Here is a 21932-nt window from a genome sequence, read left to right as displayed (position 1 = left end):
ATGCCAAGTTATGCAAACCGATACATAAGTAGTTTAACCAGAGAAACGTATGCCCTCATCTTAGCAGGGGGACGAGGCTCACGTTTACATGAATTAACAGACTGGCGTGCTAAACCAGCAGTCTATTTTGGTGGTAAACACCGAATAATCGACTTTCCACTGTCGAACTGTATTAATTCAGGTATTCGTCGAGTTGGTATTGCTACTCAATATAAGTCGCACTCGTTAATTCGTCACGTAAACCGTGCATGGGGCCACTTTAAGAAAGAGCTGGGTGAATCTGTAGAGATTTTACCAGCATCTCAGCGATATGGTGACGAGTGGTATTGCGGTACAGCTGATGCGGTATTCCAAAATATGGATATCATCCGTCATGAACTACCTAAATATGTCATGATCCTCTCTGGTGACCACGTATATTGTATGGATTACGGCGGTTTGTTGGCAAAACACGTTGAGACAGGTGCTGATATGACGGTTTGTTGTATTGAAGTACCTTGCGAAGAAGCTGCAGATACATTTGGTGTAATGACGGTTGATGAAAGCAATCGTGTCCGTCGTTTTGATGAAAAGCCTGCTGAGCCAACGTCTGTACCAGGTAAACCTGGGACCTGTTTAGCATCAATGGGTAACTATATTTTCAATACTGAGTTCTTATTTGAACAATTGAAAAAAGACGCAGAAACTGAAGGTTCTGGCCGTGATTTCGGTCACGATATTATCCCAGCTATCATCGAAGAGCATAACGTGTTTGCATATCCGTTTAGAGACTCTAACACAGATGGTCAGCCATACTGGCGCGATGTTGGTACGCTTGATTCATTCTGGGAAGCCAACATGGAGCTGGTAATGCCAGAGCCTCAGCTTGACCTTTATGATCCAAAATGGCCAATCTGGACTTATCAGGAGCAGTTACCGCCAGCGAAATTCATTTTTGATGATGATGACAGACGTGGTATGGCTGTTGATTCAACAGTATCGGGTGGCTGTATTATCTCTGGCTCTAAAGTTAAAAAGTCACTGCTGTTCTCGAATGTCTATGTTCACTCATTCTGTGAAATAGAAGAATCAGTGATTTTACCTGGTGCAAAAATACAGCGAAACTGCCGAATTAGGCGTGCTATTATTGACCGCAACTGTGAGATCCCAGCGGGCCTAGAAATTGGTTACGACCACAAGGCCGACAAAGAAAATGGCTTTAGAGTCTCGAAAAAAGGGATTGTGCTGGTAACTCGTGATATGTTGAATGAACTTGCAAAAAAGTTAAAACAACAAGAGCAAGATAATAAACGACTTGCTTAAGCAATCGCGCTAAATGAAAAAGGGAGGGCATGTCCCTCCTTTATTTATATTTGAATAATATCAATTTGCTTAATTAAGTATTATTGCTGATTGGTATAACAGTTTTATGGAGTACTGCAAAGCATGCATGTATTGATGGTAGCTGCAGAGAATGATGCATTACCGAATGCCAAAGTCGGTGGTGTAGCGGATGTTGTTAGAGATTGTCCTAAAGCTTTAGTAGAAAAAGGACTGAGTGTTGATGTAGTCATACCTGATTACGGCTTTAGTCATTTAGAGCGTCATCATATTGGTGAAGTGCATGTGCCATTTGCCGGACAAATGCAAAAGCTTGATGTGTGGAAACTAGCTAAAAGTGAAAAAGGTGTAACACAACTAGTTATATCTCACTGGGAATTTAGCCGTCATAACGGTGCTGTTTATTGTAATGATGAACCCGGCCGTCCGTTTGCTACGGATGCAAGTAAGTTTGCTCTTTTTAACGCCGCTGTATGTGAAGCTTTGCTACAAGGAATTATTCGCACACCGGATGTAGTTCATCTACATGACTGGCATAGTGCCTGTGTTGCTTTATTACTAAAAACAGACAGTCGCTACAGAAAACTAGCGCATTTATTCTTAGCCTACACAGTTCATAACCTTGCATTGCAAGGGATACGTCCTTTTAAAGGCGACAGCTCAAGCTTTGAAGCCTGGTTCCCAGGTTTAGGTTATAACGGCGAAAAATTATGCGATCCGCGTTACTTTGATTGCTTTAACCCAATGCGCACTGCAATTAACTTGGTTGATAAAGTACATCTTGTATCGCCAACTTATTGCCAAGAAGTACTGCGTCCAAGTGATGCTGAAAAAGGTTTTTTTGGGGGGGAGGGCCTTGAAGCTGACTTGCAAGCTGCCTATGAACAAGGCCGCGTAGTGGGCATTCTTAATGGCTGCGAATACCCTGGAATGAAGCTTGACGACATTAGTTTAGCGAGTCTTTATCAGCATGCTGAAAATGCATTATTTCAATGGATGGCAAAAAGCCCTGTATTAGATTCAAGCTATTACATAGCTCATCAAAGATTACTTAAATTTAAAACTCAGCCGTTTTCCGGGCCATTAGTAACAAGTGTTGGTCGTTTGACAGATCAAAAAGCACTGCTACTTCGTCAGCCTTATGATAAAGGGCTCGTGTTAGATGAGTTGTGTCAGCGCTTAAAACAGCATAACGGTTACATGATTATTTTAGGTTCTGGGGATGCTGAACTTGAGCAAATTATGACATCGGTTATGGCTCGTCAAGAAAACCTGCTATTTTTAAAAGGGTACGCACATTTTGTTGGTGAATACATGTACCATTTAGGTGATTTATTCCTAATGCCAAGTTCATTTGAACCTTGTGGTATTAGTCAAATGTTAGCTATGCGAGCAGGGCAGCCGTGTTTAGTCCATAGCGTGGGCGGTTTACGTGATACTGTCGACCATCTTGTCAGTGGTTTTAGTTTTCAAGGTGAGAGTTTAGCAGCACAAAGCTACGAACTTGTTACTAGTTTTAGCGATGCGCTTGAGCTTAAGAAATCACAACCAGATAAATGGTGTTCAATATGTGAACAGGCCAAAAATGCCCGTTTTACGTGGCAATCTGTGGCAGAAGGCTATTTATCAGGCTTATATCAATAAAAAATGCGTGATTCATGGTAATTAAGTGACTTTTTTGTCAATTTCAGCTATTAATTACTTAGTGTGAGATAAAATATAAAAAGTAGGTAAAGTGGCTGTATTTGTTGCTAGGCAAGCGGTCTTTAACCGTCGTCAACAAGTTGTCGCCTATGAGCTACTATTTAGAGATAGTTTACAAAATAGTTTTCCTGATGTGTCAGAGAGTACGGCAACGGCTCGACTTATTATGGAAAACCAGCTCAATTTAGGTACCCGTCATATTACGTCGGGCAAAAAAGCATTAATTAATATAGGTCCAGAGTCTTTGAAGCTGGACCTTTGCGCGTTTCTGCCAACTCAAGATGTGGTGATAGAGTTACTAGAAACCATGGAACCTACCGACGAAAATTACGAATATTGTCGTGAGTTGTTTCATAACAATTATAAGTTGGCATTGGATGATTTTGTCTATCAACCTGAGTGGGATCGTTTTTTAAAACTTATTCGTCTTATCAAGTTTGATGTACAGCAAACTCCTTTTGAAGAAATTGCTCCTGTTGTTAACAAGCTTAAAGAACATAAAAAAATAAAGCTTTTAGCCGAAAAACTTGAAACAGCTGATGATTACGACAAAGCCTATAAAATGGGCTTTGACTTCTTCCAAGGCTATTTCTTTGCAAAACCCAAAATGATTCAGCATCGCGATATTGATTACAACTACGCACTCGTATTATCAATTTATGCTGAAGTAATGCGCCCAGATCCAAACATAAGCGAAATTGCTGGCTTGTTCTCGTTAGATACCGCACTTGCTTATAAATTGCTGCGTTTAATAAATAGCGGCGTGTTTCCTATCAAGAGTAAAATTGGCTCTTTAAAACAAGCGCTTGTTTATCTTGGCCATGAACGACTGAAAAAGTTTGTGAGCTTAATTATCACCGCCCACAGTGCCCAATCAAAACCAGCCGAGCTAACTCGGCTTTGTGTTGTCAGAGCACGCTTTTGCGAATTAATAGCTCAGCGTGTTGCTAAGCAGCAAACGGGTGAGGCTTTTTTAACGGGACTGTTTTCGTTACTTGATGCCATATTAGATCAGCCTATGGAAAAGCTATTGGATCGATTGCCGTTTCCTGACGAAATTCATGCTGCTTTAATGCAAGAAAAAAATATTTTGTATTACATACTTGAAACTGTCAAAGCTTACGAAACCGGCAGCTGGTGGGCGCTTGAGCAGGCCGTTGCCTATTTAAGTATTGAAAGTGCAGATCTTCCCAAAATATACGAAAATGCAGTAAATTGGAGCGATAGCTGCAGACAAAACTTATAAGGGATTTATGCGCAATATAAATATGGATGTTTTACGGGGTATTGCGGTACTCGGCTTGATGTTTATGAACATCTACAGCTTTGCTCTATTTGAGTACGACTATACCCCAAGTGCTGCGCCACCCTTTTCAGACTCACTCATTTACACCGTAAATACAGTTTTCATTGATGGGCGCTTTAGAAGTTTATTTTGCCTATTATTTGGTGCATCTTTAGTCATTCAATGGCAGCTTTGGCAAAACGTCGAGAAGCAACATAAACGGCTACAAGTTTTGGCTTGTATTGGCCTTGCTCATGGCTTTCTATTATGGGCTGGTGATATATTGTTTATTTATGCCTGTGCAGGCTGGTTAACCCTTAAATTTAGCCAGCAAGATGAAGAAAAAATACTGCGTATGGGCATATTGTTCTTATTCCTTGGTGCTTTCATTTCATTTTTACTTGCCTTTGTAGAGCCGGAGTTTACCCCTGTAACGCGAAGCTCTGAGAGCTTTTTAATGGCGTATGATGCGGCTTATTCTTCTTACTTCGCAGGATTCGTCAGCAACTTTTTGATGTTTATTATAATGCTTATTGCTGTGCCACTGATCACTATGTGGATGGCTGCAGGGTTAATGCTGGTGGGCGTTTATCTATATAAACAAGGGGTATTTGTTGACGGCTTAACGAAAGCTCAGCTTAACATGATTGTTCCAGCGGCTATTGGTTTAACAGTTGTAAGGTTGATGATAGACCCTAGCAGCAGTGTATTTATGTACGCGATTGTGGAACCGATTAATTGGCTTGCTGCTTTAGCCGTGGCCATTTGTTATTGCCACATCATTATAAAAGTAGTTAAAAATACACCTAGTAACTGCTTGTTGCTACAGCAGGCAGGGCGTATGTCGTTGACGTTATATCTAATGCAAACAGTCGTATTTATCCTGTTTTTTAAAGTCGCATACCCTACCGCAGCACTTAATTTTGATCGCATAGATTATTGGTTGGTAATTGCTGTTGTGCTTGTTTTTCAGTTGTTTTTTTGTAAAGTGTATAGCCAGTATTTTACACATGGTCCGTGTGAATTTATTTGGCGGAAATTGTCTAGATAATTCCTCATATACTACAATCAAAGAAAAACAAAGCGGAGTGGTAATGCGAATTTGTTTGTTGGTTTTTACATTGCTTTGCTATTCACCACTTTATGCTGGCGAGCAATTCTCTGTGCTGTTAGTTAATCCCTCTGTTAAAAGCGATGTATTTTGGCAAAAAGTGACTGATGTGATGCAGGTTGCTGCCAAGCAAAATAATGTTTCTCTCACAACAATTTACGGTGGTGGAAATCGCCACATTCAATTAGCCGAACTAAAACAATACCTGCAATATAACCCTAAACCTGATTACGCCATTTTAATCAATTACCCAGGTGGCGCAGAGCAATCAATGAGTTTGCTTGAACAACACAAAGTGAAATTTATCACCCTTGAAGAAACGATTGTTGGCGTAGAGCGAGACGAAGTGGGTAAACCCCGTCAGCGCTTTAAGTATTGGCTTGGGGAAGTATTTCACGATAACTTTAAAGCGGGTGAGCAACTTGGCAAAGCCTTACTTGATGAGGCAATAAATACGCAGCAAACGCCTCACTTCGTTGCGATTAATGGTCATTATGGCACTGAATCTGACACCCGCAGTGATGGGCTCGTGCACTATCTACGAAAACAAGATGTTGAGCTTGAGCAAGTTGTGTATGCTGGTTGGAATAAGCAAGAAGCCGAGAATAAAGTAAGCCGATTGTTACAACGATACCCTGATACTAATGTGATTTGGTGTGCCTCTGATTTAATGGCACAAGGTGCCCTTGAAGCAGTAAAAGGTAAGACAGATAGAGTCTATTTTATTGGTGGCATTGATTGGCTTGACGATAATTTAAACTTAATTGAACAGCAAAAACTCACAGCCAGTGTTGGCGGGCATTTTATGATGGGTGCATGGGCATTAATTAGCTTGGTCGATCATCATAATGGTAACCCTTATTGGCAAAATCATGATGCGATTAAATTTCAGCTTGGGGTGATCACAAAGCACAATATTCAAAGTTACAACTGGCTAAGAAACATCAAAGACTGGTCGGTTATCCCTTTTGAAACTTTCTTATTGCAAAACAGCAAAAGTACCGAGTACGCGTTCGATTTTGATACTCTACATAGTTTATTGAGCGAAAAGCCTAAAAACGCAGCACTACACTAAAAGTGTAGTGAAAGAGCCTAGATTCTACCTAGCTTGGTAAAGTCTTCTGGTATAAACTAGCGGCTTTAAAATCCAGACAGAAGTGTGCCATGACAGAGTTAAAGCGATTAAATAAATTTATCAGTGAAACAGGTTTTTGTTCACGCCGTGAGGCAGATAAATATATTGAAGAAGGTCGTGTTACTGTTAACGGCAACTTGCCTGAAATGGGCGTAAAAGTCAGTGACGCCGATGATGTACTCATTGATGGTAAACCATTAAAAGCAAAACCTAAGCTGGTTTATATCGCCTATAACAAACCTGTTGGTATTACTTGTACGACTGAGCGAAAAATCCAAAGCAATATTGTTAAAGCGGTTAATTACCCAGAACGTATTTTCCCTATTGGACGCTTAGATAGACCTTCAGAAGGGTTAATCTTCTTAACCAACGAAGGCGACATCGTTAATAAAATTCTTCGCGCTGGTAATAATCATGAAAAAGAATATGTAGTGACGGTTGATAAACCGCTTAACCGCCAGTTCGTGAATAAGATGGCAAACGGGATTCCTATCCTCGATACTGTCACTAAAAAGTGTAAAGTTAAACAAACGGGCCTACAGCAATTTACCATAGTGCTAACACAAGGCTTAAACCGCCAAATACGCCGTATGTGCGAATATTTAGGCTATGAAGTGGTGACTCTAAAGCGCACACGAATTATGAACGTGACCCTAAAAGGTTTAAAAGTCGGGCAGTGGCGTCACTTAACCGAACAAGAAATGGCTGAGATCAATAACTCAATTGCTGACTCAGGTAAAACGGAAGAGCGTTCAGTTGATGAAAATAAACAACCTACTCAAGCTCGTGCCAAGCAAAAACCACGCAATGAAGAAGAAAAAAAGCGCGACTTCTCTAAATACGTGAAAAAGGCACGAGGTGATGCCAAACAAGGTCAATCAAGATCAAAGGCTGGCAATTCTCACTCATCAAAACCAAATCAAACTAAGCGTAGCAGTACAAAACGCACCGGTACATTAAGCCTGAAAAAATAGGCTTCAGAATAATAATGTGACGTTAATTACACTAACGTTAATTAGCCTTCCACTTTAAAACTTAACTAGAGTGTTCACTTTTTAAAGAAAAAGCCCTAACAATTTGATGTTAGGGCTTTTGGTTGAGAGTCAATCTGTATTAATTAGCATGACGCTGTTTAGGTACTTTGATCTTAAACAGCATGGTATAGAGCACAGGCACAACAATCAGTGTCAGCACTGTCGCAAAACCAAGACCAAACATAATGGTTACCGCCATTGACTGGAAGAACACGTCAAATAGCAGTGGGATCATGCCTAAAATGGTGGTAATTGCAGCCATCGCTACAGGACGAACACGGCTCACCCCAGAGTCGAACACCGCTTTGTAAGGGTCTTTGCCGCTATCGAGTTCAAGGTTAATTTGGTCAACTAAGACAATGCCGTTTTTGATGAGCATGCCGCTTAAGCTCAGTAAGCCAAGTAGTGCCATAAAGCTAAATGCAGCATTCATTAGTAATAAACCTGCGGATACACCAACAATAGCCAGCGGCACTGTCGCCCAAATCACTAAAGGCTTTTTAACCGAGTTAAATAGCAGTACAGTTATAGCGAACATAGCTAAGTAACCTAGCGGCAATGAGCCGAAAATAGCTTTTTGCGCTTTGCTTGATGACTCATATTCGCCGCCCCACTGCAATTCATAGCCACGAGGCAGCTCAATAGCTTCTATGTCTTTGCGAACACGTGCAAAAAGCTTCGCTGGAGTTTCATCGCCAATAACATCGTGGTCGGCCATCACAGTGATGGTACGCTTACGGTCACGTCGCATGATCAAGCTGTCTTCCCACTCAACAACAAAATCATCAACCACTTGGGTCACCGGTACAAACACACCTAACACAGGGCTGTAAATTTGTAAGTCACGCAAGCTTTCAACGTTTAAGCGTTCTTCAGCAGGCGAACGAGCAATAATAGGTAGCATTTGTGTGCCATCTTTATAAACGCCCACTTGTTTACCCGATAAGCTAGTTAACAGCAGCTGATCAAGGTCAGATTTAGCAATCCCTAAACGACGGGCTTTTTGCTCGTTAAATTGCGGACGAATTAACTTAGAGCGAGCACGCCAATCGTCACGAATATTAAATGCCCCTGCATCTTGATGCAGAATGTCTTTTGCCTCTTTTGCTAACTGGCGAAGTACCACAGGATCAGCACCAGAAAAACGTGCTTCAATTTTTGCATCAGTGGATGGGCCAATTTCCATACGTTTAACTTTAAGCTGAGCATCAAGTACATGCTCGTGCTGATAATCACGTACTTTTTTGATCATGGTAGTAACAGCTTCGCGGTCTTTTACACGAATAATCAATTGCCCATAAGCTGGGTATGATTTTTCAGGTGCGTAAGTCAGCATAAAACGCGGTGCGCCTTGACCAACCGTTGTGGTTATTTCTTCAACCAGAGGGTCGGCTTGTAAGAATTTTTCAAGCTTTGCAACACCATCCATTGTGGTATGAATATCAGCGCCTTGCGTATGCCAATAATCAACATAAAACATAGGTGTATTTGATGCAGGGAAGAACGACTGTTTAATAAATTTAAAACCATAAACTGAGCTTACCAACATAATAACCATTAGAAGTAGCGTGGTTTTACGGTACCGCATTGCTGTATGTAACACGCCTTTATAGACATTAAAAATAACACCTTGGTAAGGGTCTTCATCATGATGCGGCTGTTTTTCAGTTGCTTGTTTAAACATCAAATCAGCGAAGAAAGGCGTTAAGGTAATGGCTGTGATCCAGCTCAGTAATAACGATATAAATAATACCCAGAATAAGCTTCCTGCAAACTCTCCACTGGCATCTGAACTCAAGCCAATTGGCGCAAATGCTGTAATAGCGATAACCGTAGCACCTAATAACGGCCACTTGGTTTGATCTACAATATTAGTTGCAGCTTGCAGTTTAGTTTGTCCGCGCTTTAGATTTATCAATATGCCTTCGGTTACTACAATAGCATTATCAACCAGCATACCTAAGGCTATGATCAAGGCACCAAGCGAAATACGTTGTAAATCAATAGCAAACAACTTCATAAATATGAAGGTACCTAATACCGTTAGCAGGAGTATTACACCAATCAATACGCCGCTTTTAAAGCCCATAAAGACTAAGAGTACGATAATAACAATGGCAACAGCTTCTAGTAGGCTGATAATAAAGCCACTTACTGACTTTTCAACTTCGGCAGGTTGGTTATAAACGCTGTTAATTTCCATGCCATGTGGTCGTTGATATTCAAGTGACGCTAAATGAGCCTCAATATTTGCACCAACATCAACTACATTGACACCAGAGCTAAACGACACGCCTACCAGTAATGCTTGCTGCTGGTTATAGCGAATAATATTATTAGGGACTTCTGCATACTCACGAAAAACGGTAGCAACGTCACCTAAGTAAATAAGTTCATTCTCACCTGGCTTAGAGATAAGTAGATTTTCGAGCTCTTTTACATCTTTGAATTCACCTGTTGGATGTAGGCGAATTGATTCATCGCCAACGCGCACTTTACCTGCGTTCGACACACTGTTTTGTGTTTGTAAAAGCTGGTAAATACGATTGGGTGAGATACCTAACTGGGCTAGTTTACGAGTTGAAATTTCAACCATCACTTGGGCTTGTTGTTCACCACCTACGGTTACTTTACTTACACCATCCACCAAAACAAGTTCGCGTTTTAGATAATCAACGTAATCTTTGAGTTCATCATAAGAGTAACCATCACCGGTTACCGCATACATCACACCGTATACATCACCAAAGTCATCCATAATCTTACTAGGATAAACCCCTGATGGCATTGACGCTGCTTGATCGTTGATTTTACGACGCAGTTCATCCCATATTTGGCGTAAGTCTTGTTTACGGTAATTGCTTTTCATCTCCACGGTAATTTGCGATTTACCTGTTGATGAAATACTCGTTACGTAATCAACATACGGCAGCTGTTGAATTGCATTTTCGATAGGAAAGGTAACTTCTTCTTCAACCTGTTGTGGTGACGCGCCCGGGTAAAGCGTGATCACCATGGCTTTTTTTAGGGTGAATTCAGGATCTTCAAGTTGTCCTAAGCCAAAGTAAGCGACTGTTCCACCAATCAGTAAAAACAGCGCAAACATCCAGCTAATGACTTTTCTTTCAATAGCAAGTGCAGCGAAGCTCATTATAAGCCTCGCTCTTTTTGCCATGGGCGCACTTTCATACCTTCTTCTAAAGAGTGCACGCCTGCTGCAACAACAATTTGGTCTTGCTCAATACCTGATAGCACTTCAATACCATCACGATGTAACTGGCCAACTTCAACAGCTTGTTTATGTACTAAGCCAGTATTTTGGTCATACAGCCACACATAGCTATTGTTATTTTCAGACTCGGTAGGCTCTGAAAAAACCGCTTCAACAGGCAATAGTGTGTAAGATGATTGTGAGCTAGTGATTTTGCTTAAATCTATATCAACGCGGCCAGTCATACCTGCAAGTAGATTAAAGTCTTCTGGTACAGGTAAAGAAAACACAACTTTGTAGGTTAAAGTGATAGGGTCGGCTTGGGTATCAAACTCTTTTATGGTTAATTGATATGACTTGTTTGGGTAACCATCGAAGACAACTTCAGGTTGATAGTCAACGTCTTTATCGATTCGTGCAATAAGTTTTTCGGGAACTTGAATTACTACGTCCATTAGGTCGCGTGTTTCAAGGCGTAAGATGTTTTGTTTCGCTTGAATGTTTTCAAAGTTTTTAACAAACACCTTTGCCACAGTACCCGCGAACGGTGCGCGTAATTCACTATTATCTAGATTGGTTTTGGCTATTTTTAGCGCTGACTCTGCAACTTGTTTATTGGCCAGCGCTTGATCTAACTCAGATTGGCTGGCAATTGAACGGTTAAATAGCTTTTGGACTCGGTCAAGTTGAGATTCAGCAAGTTCAAAGCGAGCTTTGCGTTCATCATATTGCAGTTGAAAATCTTCGGGATCGAGTTTTGCTAAAAGCTCACCTTTTTCAACATGTTGGCCCGCTAGAGCTGGAAACTCAAGTAACTCACCATTAACTCTAAAGGCTAGGTAAGAACCTTGGTTAGCAACAACTTCAGCAGGAAAGCTGCGAATGCTTTGCTCTGAATTATTACCAATATTAAAAAGTTTAACAGGGCGTACTACCGGCTCTGCTTCAACTTGTTTTGCTTGCTCTGAACATGCCGAAAGTAACAGAAACATGCTGCTAAATAACACGGCGGGTGCCAATCTCATTGTCTTCTCCATAGATAAGAAAGCATAAATTTGCTGCAGGATACGCTGCAAAGATATAAAATAAAAATTATTAAATTTTAGAAACAGTATTAATTTTATTTATATAGTTTGCCATTAATGAATTTAAATCAATTAATCGTTCTAGATGCTATTGTGCAAAGCTCTAGTTTGAGTCAAGCCGCAGTAAAATTGCATAAGACCCAACCTGCTCTAACTTTGGCTATTAAGAAGCTAGAGTCGGAACTAGGTTTTGAGCTACTAGATCGAAGTCAATATCGTTTACATTTAACTGAAAAAGGCCGTATTTTTTACCGAGAAGCGCGCCAATTGATGAATGCAAACAGTGAGTTAAGATCATTAGCTAAAGAACTTGCACTAGGCAATGAGGCTAATTACAAAATTTGTTATGAACAGCTTTGTCATCAACATAGCTATAACCAAGTGATTAGCCAAACCTTTAAGCGCTTTGCCAGTACAGAGTTTAGTATTTCTTCGGGTAAACGCTTTGTATCACTTGAGCAGGTTAACAGCCATCAGGCTGATTTAGGAATTGGTCCTTGGTTTGATTTGTTTCATGCAACAGGGGATTTTGAGAGTCTACCAATTGGTAAATTTGATATTGGTATTGTCAGTGCTCCTGATGTGGTGCCAAATGAAATCAGCTTTGCGGATATTCAAAATTACCCTTGCTTAGCTATGTTTGAAAGCGACTTGAGCTTTGACAGTGATAGGCTTTCTTATACCTTGGGAGCTGCATTGATGAAAATTGATGATATAACCAGTGTTAAGTCGTTTTTATTGTCTGGTGCTGGTTGGGCAATGATTAGTTTACAACACTGCAAAGCTGAAATAGAAGCTGGTTTATTACAGCAAATTAAAATTACTGACCGTGAACACCAGTTTGGCGCAGAAATTCGCGTATTTAGACAGCACTCTGTCCATCATGGTCCTGTTGCTAGAGCTATTTGGCAAGATTTTAGCGAGATCAGTAAACAATATTTGGAGTGTAGTCGTGCAGCAACCAACACACGTTAGTAAAGAGGATTTAATTTATACCATTATTTGTGCAATTCCAGAGGGAAAAGTAGCAAGTTATGGGCAAGTAGCAAAGCTTGCTGGATACCCTAACAATTCGAGATTGGTAGGGCGGCTATTAAAGCTCATGCCTGAAGGCTCAAGTATCCCGTGGCATCGGGTGGTAAATAGCCAAGGGAAAATTTCCTTTCCTGAGGGCAGCTGTAAACATCTTGAGCAACGACAAAAACTACTCAGTGAAGGCGTAACATTTAATAAGACTAAAATTAATATGCGCCTACATCAGTGGGATTAATAAACATATAAACTAATTGATACGTAGTGGCAGACACAGCCAACTAGCACGAATACATGCCAAATTGCATGGCTGAAATGGCGGGTTTTAGCACTGTAGAATAAAGTTCCTAAGCTGTAAGCAATACCACCTGCTAATAACCACCATAATGCACTTAAATCAAGGTTTAAATAAAGAGGATATACAAGCGCCAATGCAAACCAGCCCATTAATAAATAAGTGGCGAGAGAGACCTTTTTATTACCGTTTTTTACTAGCAATTTATAAATAACACCGCCTAAAGCTAGAGACCAAATAAACACTAAAGCGGCAATTGACCATGCCCCTGATAAAGTAATAACTAAATAGGGTGTATAAGTACCTGCAATAAGTAGGTAAATAGCACAGTGGTCACATTTTTTATAAATAGCACGAATTCGTTCTTTAGTACTGGCATGATATAAAGTAGAGGCTAAGAATAATACCAGTAGACTTGATCCATAAACGATGGCACTCACTGTCGCCGATGCGACATTAGATTGTGAAATCAAATCCCACAGCACATATATCGCAAAGAGTACTCCCATGCCGTGAGTGAGCACGTTAAGTTGTTCTTCTTGGCGTGAATAAGGGAGTAGTTTTGTCATATTTATTTACTAATACGCGTGTTTAAAACATTTTCAGTGTACAAGTGTTCGCCGAAATTGGCAACGCTTATTTTTTAACTAAATATTGGTCAAAATATCTAAATCAGTTGGTTTTATTAACCACCACTGAATAGGAATAAAAAATAAATTAATATTTTAGTCATTGAAAATCAATGGGTTAAAAAATATTTTCAGAGTGGCACAACCTTTGATTAAGTAATTACGACTAATTACTTAAAGAGACAAGGAATACCACTATGAATAACTCACTTAAATTAACTACTGCTGCGTTACTTGTATTAGGGTCAACTCAAGCAAGCGCTACTGACTTTGAATTAGATATCAGCAACACAATTACACAATCTGTTAAAAGCTATGTTCAGCAAGCAAGTAACGAACTGAAACAAAGCGTAATGAACAGCATTGAGTTTGATGCTCAAAAGTTACTAGATACTTACATGAGTGAAGATGCAATTACTTCGAAAGAAGAAGAGTTAAAAGTTGCACAAGCTCCAAAAGCAACAAACAAACAGTAAGGAAGCAAGATAATGAGTAGTGAAATCAGCTTATTTTTACTTATGGTTGCACCGGTTTTGAGTTTACTCAGTGCATATGCATCTATCGAATTATTTCGTAACGTTGCACAATGGTTTAACTTCTAAAGTATAAAGTAGATATTAAGATTTCATGAAATATTGATCGGCGGATTAAAAGCGCACGTAATTAAAGGCATGTGGTTTTAGAATAGTAGACTTTATGAAGCGTGCGATTTTTCCTTTACCGGTTTTTATTTTACCTGAAGGGTTCACCAAGCTAAGAATATTTGAGCAACGTTACTTAACGATGGTCAAAGAAGCTGTACAAGATAATACAGGTTTTGTGCTTTGCACTTACCAACATGACACAGATCTTAACTTGCCCGAAATAGGTTGTTTAATGCAAATAACCGATTTCAATCAAGATGATAACGGCCAATTATTAATTGATGTTTATGCTGAGCATGCGGTATCTATTCATAATGCTAATCAGGATAAGCAGCAGTTACGTCATGCTGATATCGAAAGAATTTCGTCACCTTCGTGGTACATAAACACACCAATCAACGATGAAAATACCTTACTAAGCCACACGCTTCGCGCTGTGTTTGCAAATCAGCCAGATTTAGCAGGCCTTTATAAAACCCCACAATTTGATAACCTTGCCTGGGTTGTTGCCCGTTGGCTTGAGATTTTGCCTATTTCATTAGTTAAAAAACAACAACTTGCTTTTAAATCTAACTTTGAAAACTTGCTAAGTTTCCTCCATACTCTAATTAACAACGAATTTACTAATTAATGTGATCTAACCTCAACTTTTTGCCGTATTACTTTAAACGACAATAATTGGATGACACAAAGATGGTAAGTCAACAACTTAACACAGGTTGTAAACCTAACATAGGTCAATACTCTGCCATGCCAGATACACCAAGCAAAGAGCTTGCTGATGCTTTATTTGCTGTTGCCGAGCACCGCGATAAGCGTGCGTTCGCAATACTTTTCCAATATTTCTCGCCAAAAATTAAACGTTTTGGAATAAAGCAATTTGGTTCTGAAGCTCAAGCGATGGAGTTAGTTCAAGAAACGTTAACTTCTGTATGGCGTAAAGCGCATCTTTATCACAAAGAAAAAGGTGCGGCGACAACGTGGGTTTATACAGTTATGCGAAATGCGTCTTTCGATATGCTCAGAAAAATGAAAAGTAGTAAAGAAGAGTGTATCAGTGAAGATATTTGGCCGTTAATTGATGAAGCCCAGCCGGGGCAACACGAGTTCAGTGACCATTTAGAAGATAAACAAATCAAACAATATCTTGATAAATTACCGATTGCACAACGTGAAGTCGTGCGCGGAGTCTACTTTCAAGATATGTCGCAAGAGCAACTTGCTGAGCACTTAAACATTCCCGTAGGCACAGTGAAGTCTCGTCTTCGCTTAGCCTTGCAGAAGTTACGCAATGAAATGGGAGAACACCATGATTAAGCACCATCCAAGCAACGAATTACTTGCCAAGTTTAGTGAGGGTAATCTACCTGCCACCTTGAGTGTTGCAGTCGCTATTCATGTTGAAATGTGCCCAGTGTGTCAAAAAGAGATAGCCGCTCTTGAGGCAAAAAATGCTGACAGTGTATTTACCGAGGTCGCTACCGATTCGGATGACATGTTAGACATAAGCCTTTTTGATGCAATTACTGCAGATGAATCAATTGATGAAGTGTATGAGCAAGCACAGGTTTCTGTTGATGTTAAAGATAAAAGCTACACATTACCCAGAGCGCTTACGCGCATTGGCCACAGTAATTTTATGCAAATAGGTAAACTTGCCCGTTCACGCATTGATTTAGATGATGGTCCATTAAGGGCAAGCCTGTTGCACATTGATGCCGGTGGTGAAATTCCTGAGCACACACATACGGGTTTTGAGCTAACTTTATTATTAGATGGTGAGTTCAGTGATGAAGACGGACATTACGTACCAGGTGATTTTATGATGCTAGATGGTCGCCACAATCACACGCCAAAAACGATTGAAGGGTGCTTGTGCTTTACAGTCGTTAGCAGTGCGCTTCACTTCAATAAAGGTATTAGTAAATTACTCAACCCAATTGGTAATCTTATCTATTAGTAGGGTTTATATGCAGCAATCAACAATTAAAATTGGTTTAAGCGCTTGCTTAGCAGGCGACAAAGTGCGTTTTGACAGTGGACACAAGAAATCTAATTTTTGCATGGATGAGTTGGCTAACCATGTTGAATATAAAAAGTTTTGCCCGGAAGTGGCGGTAGGGTTACCTATACCTAGGCCAACAATTCGCCAAGTGCGTGTTGGAGATACCATCAAAGTGTGCCGCCCTGATGGCACTGGCGATGTTGGCCCTAAATTAACTGAGTACGGTAAACGAGTTGCGACAGAGCAAACCGCAGAATTAAGTGGTTTTGTGTTTTGTGCGAAAAGCCCTAGTTGCGGAATGGAACGCATTAAAATTTATAACGAAGCTGGTACGGGTAATACTTCAGAAGGGGTTGGTTTTTTTGCAGAGCAAATAATGGCACATAACCCGTTATTGCCTTGTGAAGAAAACGGCCGTTTAAACGATATGCATTTACGTGAAAATTTTGTAATGCGTGTTTATACCTACAAGCACTGGCAAACGTTGAGCGAGCAGCCTCTTACAGTTCATAGGTTGACCCAATTTCATGCCCAGTATAAGTACTTATTAATGGCACATAACTATGAAGCTTACCGGAACTTGGGAAATCTGCTTGGCACTTTTGATGGCGAAGACATCCAAACCTTAGCTGATGAGTACATATTGGGATTAATGACAGCCCTTAAAAAGCCAGCATCACGTAAAAATAACGCCAATACATTAATGCACTTGCAAGGTTATTTTAAAAAATCGCTTTCTAAGATTGAAAAACAAGAACTGCGCGATGCAATTGATGAATACCGCCAAGGACTAGTGCCACTTTACGTACCACTTACTCTGATAAAGCATCACTTAAAAGTGCATCCAAATGAGTACCTAGCCAAACAAGTCTACCTCGATCCATATCCGAACGAACTAAAATTACGCTACGGAATTTAATGAATACATTATTTTGGTTTAGGCGCGATCTGCGCCTTTTTAATAACGATGCTTTGTATCAGGCTATCGAAAATGGTTGCCAGCATGCGGTTTTTTTTATTACTGAAAAGCAATGGCAAGCGCATGATGTAGCAGCAATTCAGCTCGATTTACTAAAACGCAGGCTTCGTTTTCTAGGTGAACTTTTAGCCAGCAAAGGTATTAAATTACATGTTATTGATGCGAAAGATTACGTTGGATGCGTAGAAAAATTAGCGTTATTTTGCGATCAACACCAAGTAAAAAATGTATATGCCAATAACGAATATGAGCTTAACGAAGTTAACCGCGATAAAGCTTTTTTACAGCATGCTGACAGTAAAGGCATTACCTTTTATGCTTACGATGGTGATGTAATTGCGCCGCCTGGGAGTATCAAAAATCAAAGCGGTGAGATGTTTAAAGTTTTTACGCCATTTAAAAATGCATGGCTTAAAGTTTATCAAGACACTCATTTTTATTTTGCTGAGCCGCCTAAGATGTTCGAGCCTATTGAGTGGCAGTCAAGTGAGTTGTTAGCCACAGACGGTAGCTCAGATAAATGGCCTGTTGATGATGAAACGCTCAGCCACGTTTGCGCGCGCTTTATTGAAGAAAAGCTAGCAAGCTATCAAGAGCAACGCGATATCCCAAGCATTAAAGGCACCTCGGGTTTAAGTCCTTACTTAGCTCTTGGCATTGTCAGCGTTCAGCAATTATTAGCACTTATTCAACAGCGTCATCCTGATGTATTACGCAGCAGCAAAAGTAACTTGTTTTGCTGGGTAAACGAACTGATTTGGCGTGAATTTTACCGTCACCTTATGGCGATTTATCCAAACCTAAGTAAATACGACAACTTTAACGAGAAATACAACGCTGTGGCATGGCGTGATGATGAAGGTGACTTTCAAGCATGGTGCGAAGGTAAAACAGGCTACCCATTGGTTGATGCCGCTATGAGGCAGTTACTTCAAACTGGCTGGATGCATAATCGTTTACGTATGGTGGTAGCGAGCTTTTTAACTAAACACTTACTAATTGATTGGCGTAGAGGTGAGCGCTTTTTTATGCAACACCTTATTGATGGTGATCTAGCATCTAACAACGGCGGCTGGCAATGGGCTGCAAGCACAGGCTGTGATGCTCAGCCGTATTTTCGAATTTTTAATCCAATCACTCAAAGTGAGCGATTTGATCCAGATGGTGAATTTATCCGTAAATATTTACCAGAGCTGGAAAAAATTCCTGCCAAGCAAATCCATTTTCCGCATGACTATTTAGCGAAACAGGGTAAGTCGAGCAGTTATTGGCCAGCAATTGTTGATCATAAAGCAGCGCGAGAGCGAGCGTTAAACGCATTTAAGGTGTGACATGGAAAAGGCGACCCTTGATAGATTTATTAATGTTTATCAAACACTCAATAAAGATAATTTACAGTTATTGGATGATATCTATCACCCAGACATTCAGTTTGCAGATCCCTTGCATGCAGTAAATGGTCTTGAGGCGCTGCGTGATTATTTTAAAAATCTTTATGCTAATGTGATTTCCTGCGAATTTGTTATTGAAAATACCTATAGTAAAGAGGAAAACGCGTTTATTTATTGGACCATGCAGTATCGTCATCCAAAACTTAAAAAAGGCCAAGCAATTTCAGTTGAGGGACATAGCCGCTTAAAATTTAATGACGACAAAATCATTGAGCATCGCGATTATTTTGACTTAGGGGCTATGCTTTACAGGCATATTCCAGTGCTTGGTTCTGCTGTAAAATTTATCGATAAAAGGGCGAGTGCATAATGACGACATTAATTACAGGCGCAACTTCTGGTATTGGTGAGTCATTGGCAAAGCTTTATGCAGACAAGGGTGAGCAAGTTATTGCTTGCGGTAGGAATACAGAAAAGCTTGCCAAATTAAGTCAGTACCAAAATATCGAGTCTTGCCAGTTTGATGCAACAGACCTTCAGGATATACGTTCGAGCACAGTGGCATATACGCAATTTGATCGTGTCATTTTAAATGCAGGGAATTGTGAATACATTGATGATGCACGTAATTTTGATAGTAGTTTGTTCGAGCGTGTGATCACCACCAATCTACTTAGTATGGGCTATTGTCTTGAGGCATTGTTACCAAAAATAAAACCCGGTGGGCAGCTCGTTATAGTGAGCTCTAGTGTAACTTACTTGCCTTTACCACGTAGCCAAGCTTATGGCGCTTCTAAAGCGGGAGTCAGTTATTTAGCTAACAGCTTAGCTGTTGATTTAAACGATGTGGATGTCACGCTAGTTCACCCCGGATTTGTTAAAACGCCGCTGACAGAAAAAAATGACTTTCCTATGCCAATGGCAGTCAGCGCAGAAGAAGCGGCAAACTATATTTTTAAAGGTGTCGCGAAAAGGCGCAAAGAAGTGCATTTTCCGCACCGTTTTACCTTCATTTTAAAATTTTTAAGAATGCTTCCTACGCCGTTGTGGCTGAAGCTTGCAAAAGGATTATCACGTTGAAAAAAGTGGCTGTTATTGGATCAGGCATAGCAGGTTTAAGCTGTGCGCACCTCTTGCACAAACATTACGATGTAACCGTATTTGAGAAAAATGATTACATAGGTGGCCATACTGCAACCATTGACGTAAAGGTTGATGGCGTTGAATACGCTGTTGATACAGGCTTTATTGTATTTAACGACCGGACCTACCCGTATTTTGAAAAATTACTTGAGCGTTTAGGTGTTGAACGCCAGAAAACGCAAATGAGTTTTAGTGTGCATAATGAGCAAACGGGATTTGAATATAATGGCCACACCTTCTTTAGTTTATTTGCTCAAAAACGTAATATCTTTCGCCCTAAATTTTGGAAACTATTGAAAGACATCGTTCGTTTTAATGAAGTGTGTAAATCATTGCATGCTGAAAAAAATTATAAGGCAAACCAAACTTTAGATGAGTTTTTAGACGAGCATCACTTTAACGAATTTTTCCGTTTCCATTATATCTTGCCGATGGGGGCTGCTATTTGGTCAACAAGTATAAAAGAAATGGCGCAAGTTGGCGTAGAGTTTTTTGTTAAGTTCTTTTATAACCACGGTTTGCTGGATATCACTAATCGCCCGCAGTGGTATGTTATTCCGGGTGGTTCTCGCGAATACATCAAACCGATGATCCAAGGCTTTGCTGATAAAATTCGTTTAAATAGCAATATCAGCTCGGTATCTCGAAAAGATGGCAGTGTGCATGTGCATTTTGATGATGGCCATAGCGAAACATTCGACAAGGTGGTGTTTGCTTGCCATTCCGATCAAGCATTAAACCTATTATTAGACCCAAGCGCAGACGAAAAACGTGTTCTCTCAGCTATACCTTACACGGCTAACTCAGTGGTACTACATACCGATACAACACTTTTACCAAAACGAAAAGCTGCGTGGGCTAGCTGGAATTACCTATTAAACAACAACACAGACAAAGCCGCTGTTGTCACATATCAAATGAATATTCTACAAGGAATTAAAAGCGACACACAATTTTGTGTCACGCTTAACCACCTTGATGGCATTAACAAAGATAAAATTCTACGAGAGTTTACGTACCACCATCCAGTATTTAACAAAGAGTCGATAGCAGCACAGCAGCAAAAATCCTTGATTGATGGAAAAAACAATAGCTATTTTTGCGGAGCATACTGGTATAACGGCTTCCACGAAGACGGTGTCAGAAGTGCTGTCAATGTGGCGCAAAAACTCGGAGTAGAGTTTGAATAGTGCTATTTATATAGGTGATGTTCGTCATCGGCGTTTTGCGGTTAAAGAGCATCACTTTAAATACCCGCTTTATATGATGTGGGTTGATTTAGCAAATCCTAATGAGCTAAATGGTATTCACCCTTGGCTTGGTTCTAGTGGCTTTAAGGCTCTTAAATTTAAACAAAGTGATTACTTTAATTATCAAACTGATATGCAGTTACCACTCAAGCAGCGTGCGCTTAATAAAATTAAAGAGCTAGGCATTTCTAATGAATTTGCCAATGTTTTTATGCTCGGACAAATGCGTTGTTTAGGGCTGTACTTTAGCCCTGTAAACTTTTTCTTCTTTCAAACTAGTAATGGTGACTTTACCCACATGCTTGCTGAAGTAAGCAATACCCCTTGGAATGAACGTCATTATTATGTAGTACCTCTTGAAAAAAAAGTGAACTTTAAAAAGGTTTTCTCCGTATCACCTTTCATGAACTTAGATATGAACTATCATTGGAATATTAGAATGAATTCTGATAACACCATGATTCATATTGAAAATAAAAAAGACGAGACTCTTTTGTTTGATGCAACCCTGCGTTTGCAAAAGCACCTCCTGACGAAGGAGCGGGTTAGTGCCGTGCTTAAACAGTTTCCGGCTATGACGTTTAGTATCTTTAAGGGTATTTACCTTCATGCTTTGAAATTGTTTTGCAAACGTGTGCCATTTATTGGTCACTCGGGCAAATAAGAGAATTCAACTAGG

General features: G+C 40.1%; 21 protein-coding genes. 18 read left to right on the top strand and 3 right to left on the bottom strand.

What is annotated here, in order from left to right:
* From glgC to rluF, 6 genes are all read left to right on the top strand, one after another.
* Positions 1–1302, top strand: coding sequence for a glucose-1-phosphate adenylyltransferase (gene glgC / locus J3455_RS01900; RefSeq protein WP_054562381.1), 1302 nt, complete (start codon positions 1–3; stop codon positions 1300–1302).
* A gap of 123 nt (positions 1303–1425) precedes the next feature.
* Complete coding sequence (locus J3455_RS01895; protein WP_349560886.1) at positions 1426–2964, top strand: glycogen synthase; 1539 nt, start codon at positions 1426–1428, stop codon at positions 2962–2964.
* A gap of 91 nt (positions 2965–3055) precedes the next feature.
* The gene (locus J3455_RS01890; protein ID WP_130052678.1) at positions 3056–4270 is read left to right on the top strand and encodes an EAL and HDOD domain-containing protein; all 1215 of its coding nucleotides are present in this window, start codon (positions 3056–3058) and stop codon (positions 4268–4270) included.
* Positions 4271–4277: 7 nt separating this feature from the next.
* Positions 4278–5360 (top strand): DUF418 domain-containing protein, encoded by a 1083-nt coding sequence (locus J3455_RS01885; protein ID WP_130052677.1) that lies wholly within the window; start codon positions 4278–4280, stop codon positions 5358–5360.
* 43 nt (positions 5361–5403) lie between these two features.
* On the top strand, positions 5404–6495 hold the full coding sequence (locus J3455_RS01880) for an ABC transporter substrate-binding protein (RefSeq protein ID WP_167657532.1): 1092 nt from the start codon (positions 5404–5406) through the stop codon (positions 6493–6495).
* 89 nt (positions 6496–6584) lie between these two features.
* On the top strand, positions 6585–7529 hold the full coding sequence (gene rluF / locus J3455_RS01875) for a 23S rRNA pseudouridine(2604) synthase RluF (RefSeq protein ID WP_349560883.1): 945 nt from the start codon (positions 6585–6587) through the stop codon (positions 7527–7529).
* 139 nt (positions 7530–7668) lie between these two features.
* Here the strand turns inward: rluF and J3455_RS01870 are convergent, their stop codons facing one another.
* A complete protein-coding gene (locus J3455_RS01870) occupies positions 7669–10740 on the bottom strand; it encodes an efflux RND transporter permease subunit (protein WP_130052674.1) in 3072 nt (1023 codons plus the stop codon).
* Positions 10740–11825 (bottom strand): efflux RND transporter periplasmic adaptor subunit, encoded by a 1086-nt coding sequence (locus J3455_RS01865; protein WP_167657534.1) that lies wholly within the window; start codon positions 11823–11825, stop codon positions 10740–10742. Before J3455_RS01865 ends, J3455_RS01870 begins: the two co-directional genes overlap by 1 nt.
* A gap of 117 nt (positions 11826–11942) precedes the next feature.
* Here J3455_RS01865 and J3455_RS01860 point away from each other — a divergent pair, with 117 nt between their 5' ends.
* Together J3455_RS01860 and J3455_RS01855 are read left to right on the top strand one after the other, a co-directional pair.
* A complete protein-coding gene (locus tag J3455_RS01860; RefSeq protein WP_167657535.1) occupies positions 11943–12860 on the top strand; it encodes a LysR family transcriptional regulator in 918 nt (305 codons plus the stop codon).
* Positions 12838–13155, top strand: a complete 318-nt coding sequence (locus J3455_RS01855) for an MGMT family protein (protein ID WP_239978154.1) — start codon at positions 12838–12840, stop codon at positions 13153–13155. The genes J3455_RS01860 and J3455_RS01855 overlap by 23 nt, the downstream gene beginning before the upstream one ends.
* On the opposite strand, the gene trhA is transcribed toward J3455_RS01855, so the two are convergent.
* On the bottom strand, positions 13152–13781 hold the full coding sequence (trhA, locus tag J3455_RS01850; protein WP_130052670.1) for a PAQR family membrane homeostasis protein TrhA: 630 nt from the start codon (positions 13779–13781) through the stop codon (positions 13152–13154). The two genes, J3455_RS01855 and trhA, sit on opposite strands and share 4 nt — an antisense overlap.
* A gap of 257 nt (positions 13782–14038) precedes the next feature.
* On the opposite strand from trhA, the gene J3455_RS01845 reads away from it, so the two are divergent.
* The 10 genes from J3455_RS01845 to J3455_RS01800 all read left to right on the top strand — a co-directional run bounded on the left by J3455_RS01845 (position 14039) and on the right by J3455_RS01800 (position 21917).
* On the top strand, positions 14039–14317 hold the full coding sequence (locus J3455_RS01845) for a hypothetical protein (RefSeq protein ID WP_130052669.1): 279 nt from the start codon (positions 14039–14041) through the stop codon (positions 14315–14317).
* A gap of 220 nt (positions 14318–14537) precedes the next feature.
* Positions 14538–15116, top strand: coding sequence for an LON peptidase substrate-binding domain-containing protein (locus J3455_RS01840; protein ID WP_130052668.1), 579 nt, complete (start codon positions 14538–14540; stop codon positions 15114–15116).
* Positions 15117–15178: 62 nt separating this feature from the next.
* Complete coding sequence (locus J3455_RS01835) at positions 15179–15802, top strand: sigma-70 family RNA polymerase sigma factor (RefSeq protein WP_130052667.1); 624 nt, start codon at positions 15179–15181, stop codon at positions 15800–15802.
* The gene (locus J3455_RS01830) at positions 15795–16445 is read left to right on the top strand and encodes a ChrR family anti-sigma-E factor (RefSeq protein WP_130052666.1); all 651 of its coding nucleotides are present in this window, start codon (positions 15795–15797) and stop codon (positions 16443–16445) included. The genes J3455_RS01835 and J3455_RS01830 overlap by 8 nt, the downstream gene beginning before the upstream one ends.
* 10 nt (positions 16446–16455) lie before the next feature.
* Positions 16456–17409: a YbgA family protein gene (locus J3455_RS01825; RefSeq protein ID WP_130052665.1), complete on the top strand. Its 954-nt coding sequence runs from the start codon at positions 16456–16458 to the stop codon at positions 17407–17409.
* Positions 17409–18800: a deoxyribodipyrimidine photo-lyase gene (gene phrB, locus J3455_RS01820; RefSeq protein WP_167657538.1), complete on the top strand. Its 1392-nt coding sequence runs from the start codon at positions 17409–17411 to the stop codon at positions 18798–18800. The genes J3455_RS01825 and phrB overlap by 1 nt, the downstream gene beginning before the upstream one ends.
* Position 18801: 1 nt before the next feature.
* On the top strand, positions 18802–19230 hold the full coding sequence (locus J3455_RS01815) for a nuclear transport factor 2 family protein (RefSeq protein WP_349560877.1): 429 nt from the start codon (positions 18802–18804) through the stop codon (positions 19228–19230).
* Positions 19230–19940, top strand: a complete 711-nt coding sequence (locus J3455_RS01810; RefSeq protein WP_130052662.1) for an SDR family NAD(P)-dependent oxidoreductase — start codon at positions 19230–19232, stop codon at positions 19938–19940. Before J3455_RS01815 ends, J3455_RS01810 begins: the two co-directional genes overlap by 1 nt.
* On the top strand, positions 19937–21193 hold the full coding sequence (locus J3455_RS01805) for an NAD(P)/FAD-dependent oxidoreductase (protein WP_349560875.1): 1257 nt from the start codon (positions 19937–19939) through the stop codon (positions 21191–21193). Before J3455_RS01810 ends, J3455_RS01805 begins: the two co-directional genes overlap by 4 nt.
* The gene (locus tag J3455_RS01800; protein WP_250662183.1) at positions 21186–21917 is read left to right on the top strand and encodes a DUF1365 domain-containing protein; all 732 of its coding nucleotides are present in this window, start codon (positions 21186–21188) and stop codon (positions 21915–21917) included. Before J3455_RS01805 ends, J3455_RS01800 begins: the two co-directional genes overlap by 8 nt.
* The last annotated feature ends 15 nt before the right edge of the window (positions 21918–21932 follow it).

The sequence above is a fragment of the Pseudoalteromonas sp. NFXS39 genome, assembly GCF_040148775.1.
GTDB lineage: Bacteria > Pseudomonadota > Gammaproteobacteria > Enterobacterales > Alteromonadaceae > Pseudoalteromonas > Pseudoalteromonas apostichopi.
Note: the sequence above shows the minus strand (reverse complement) of the source record. Positions and strands in the feature narration are given on the sequence as shown.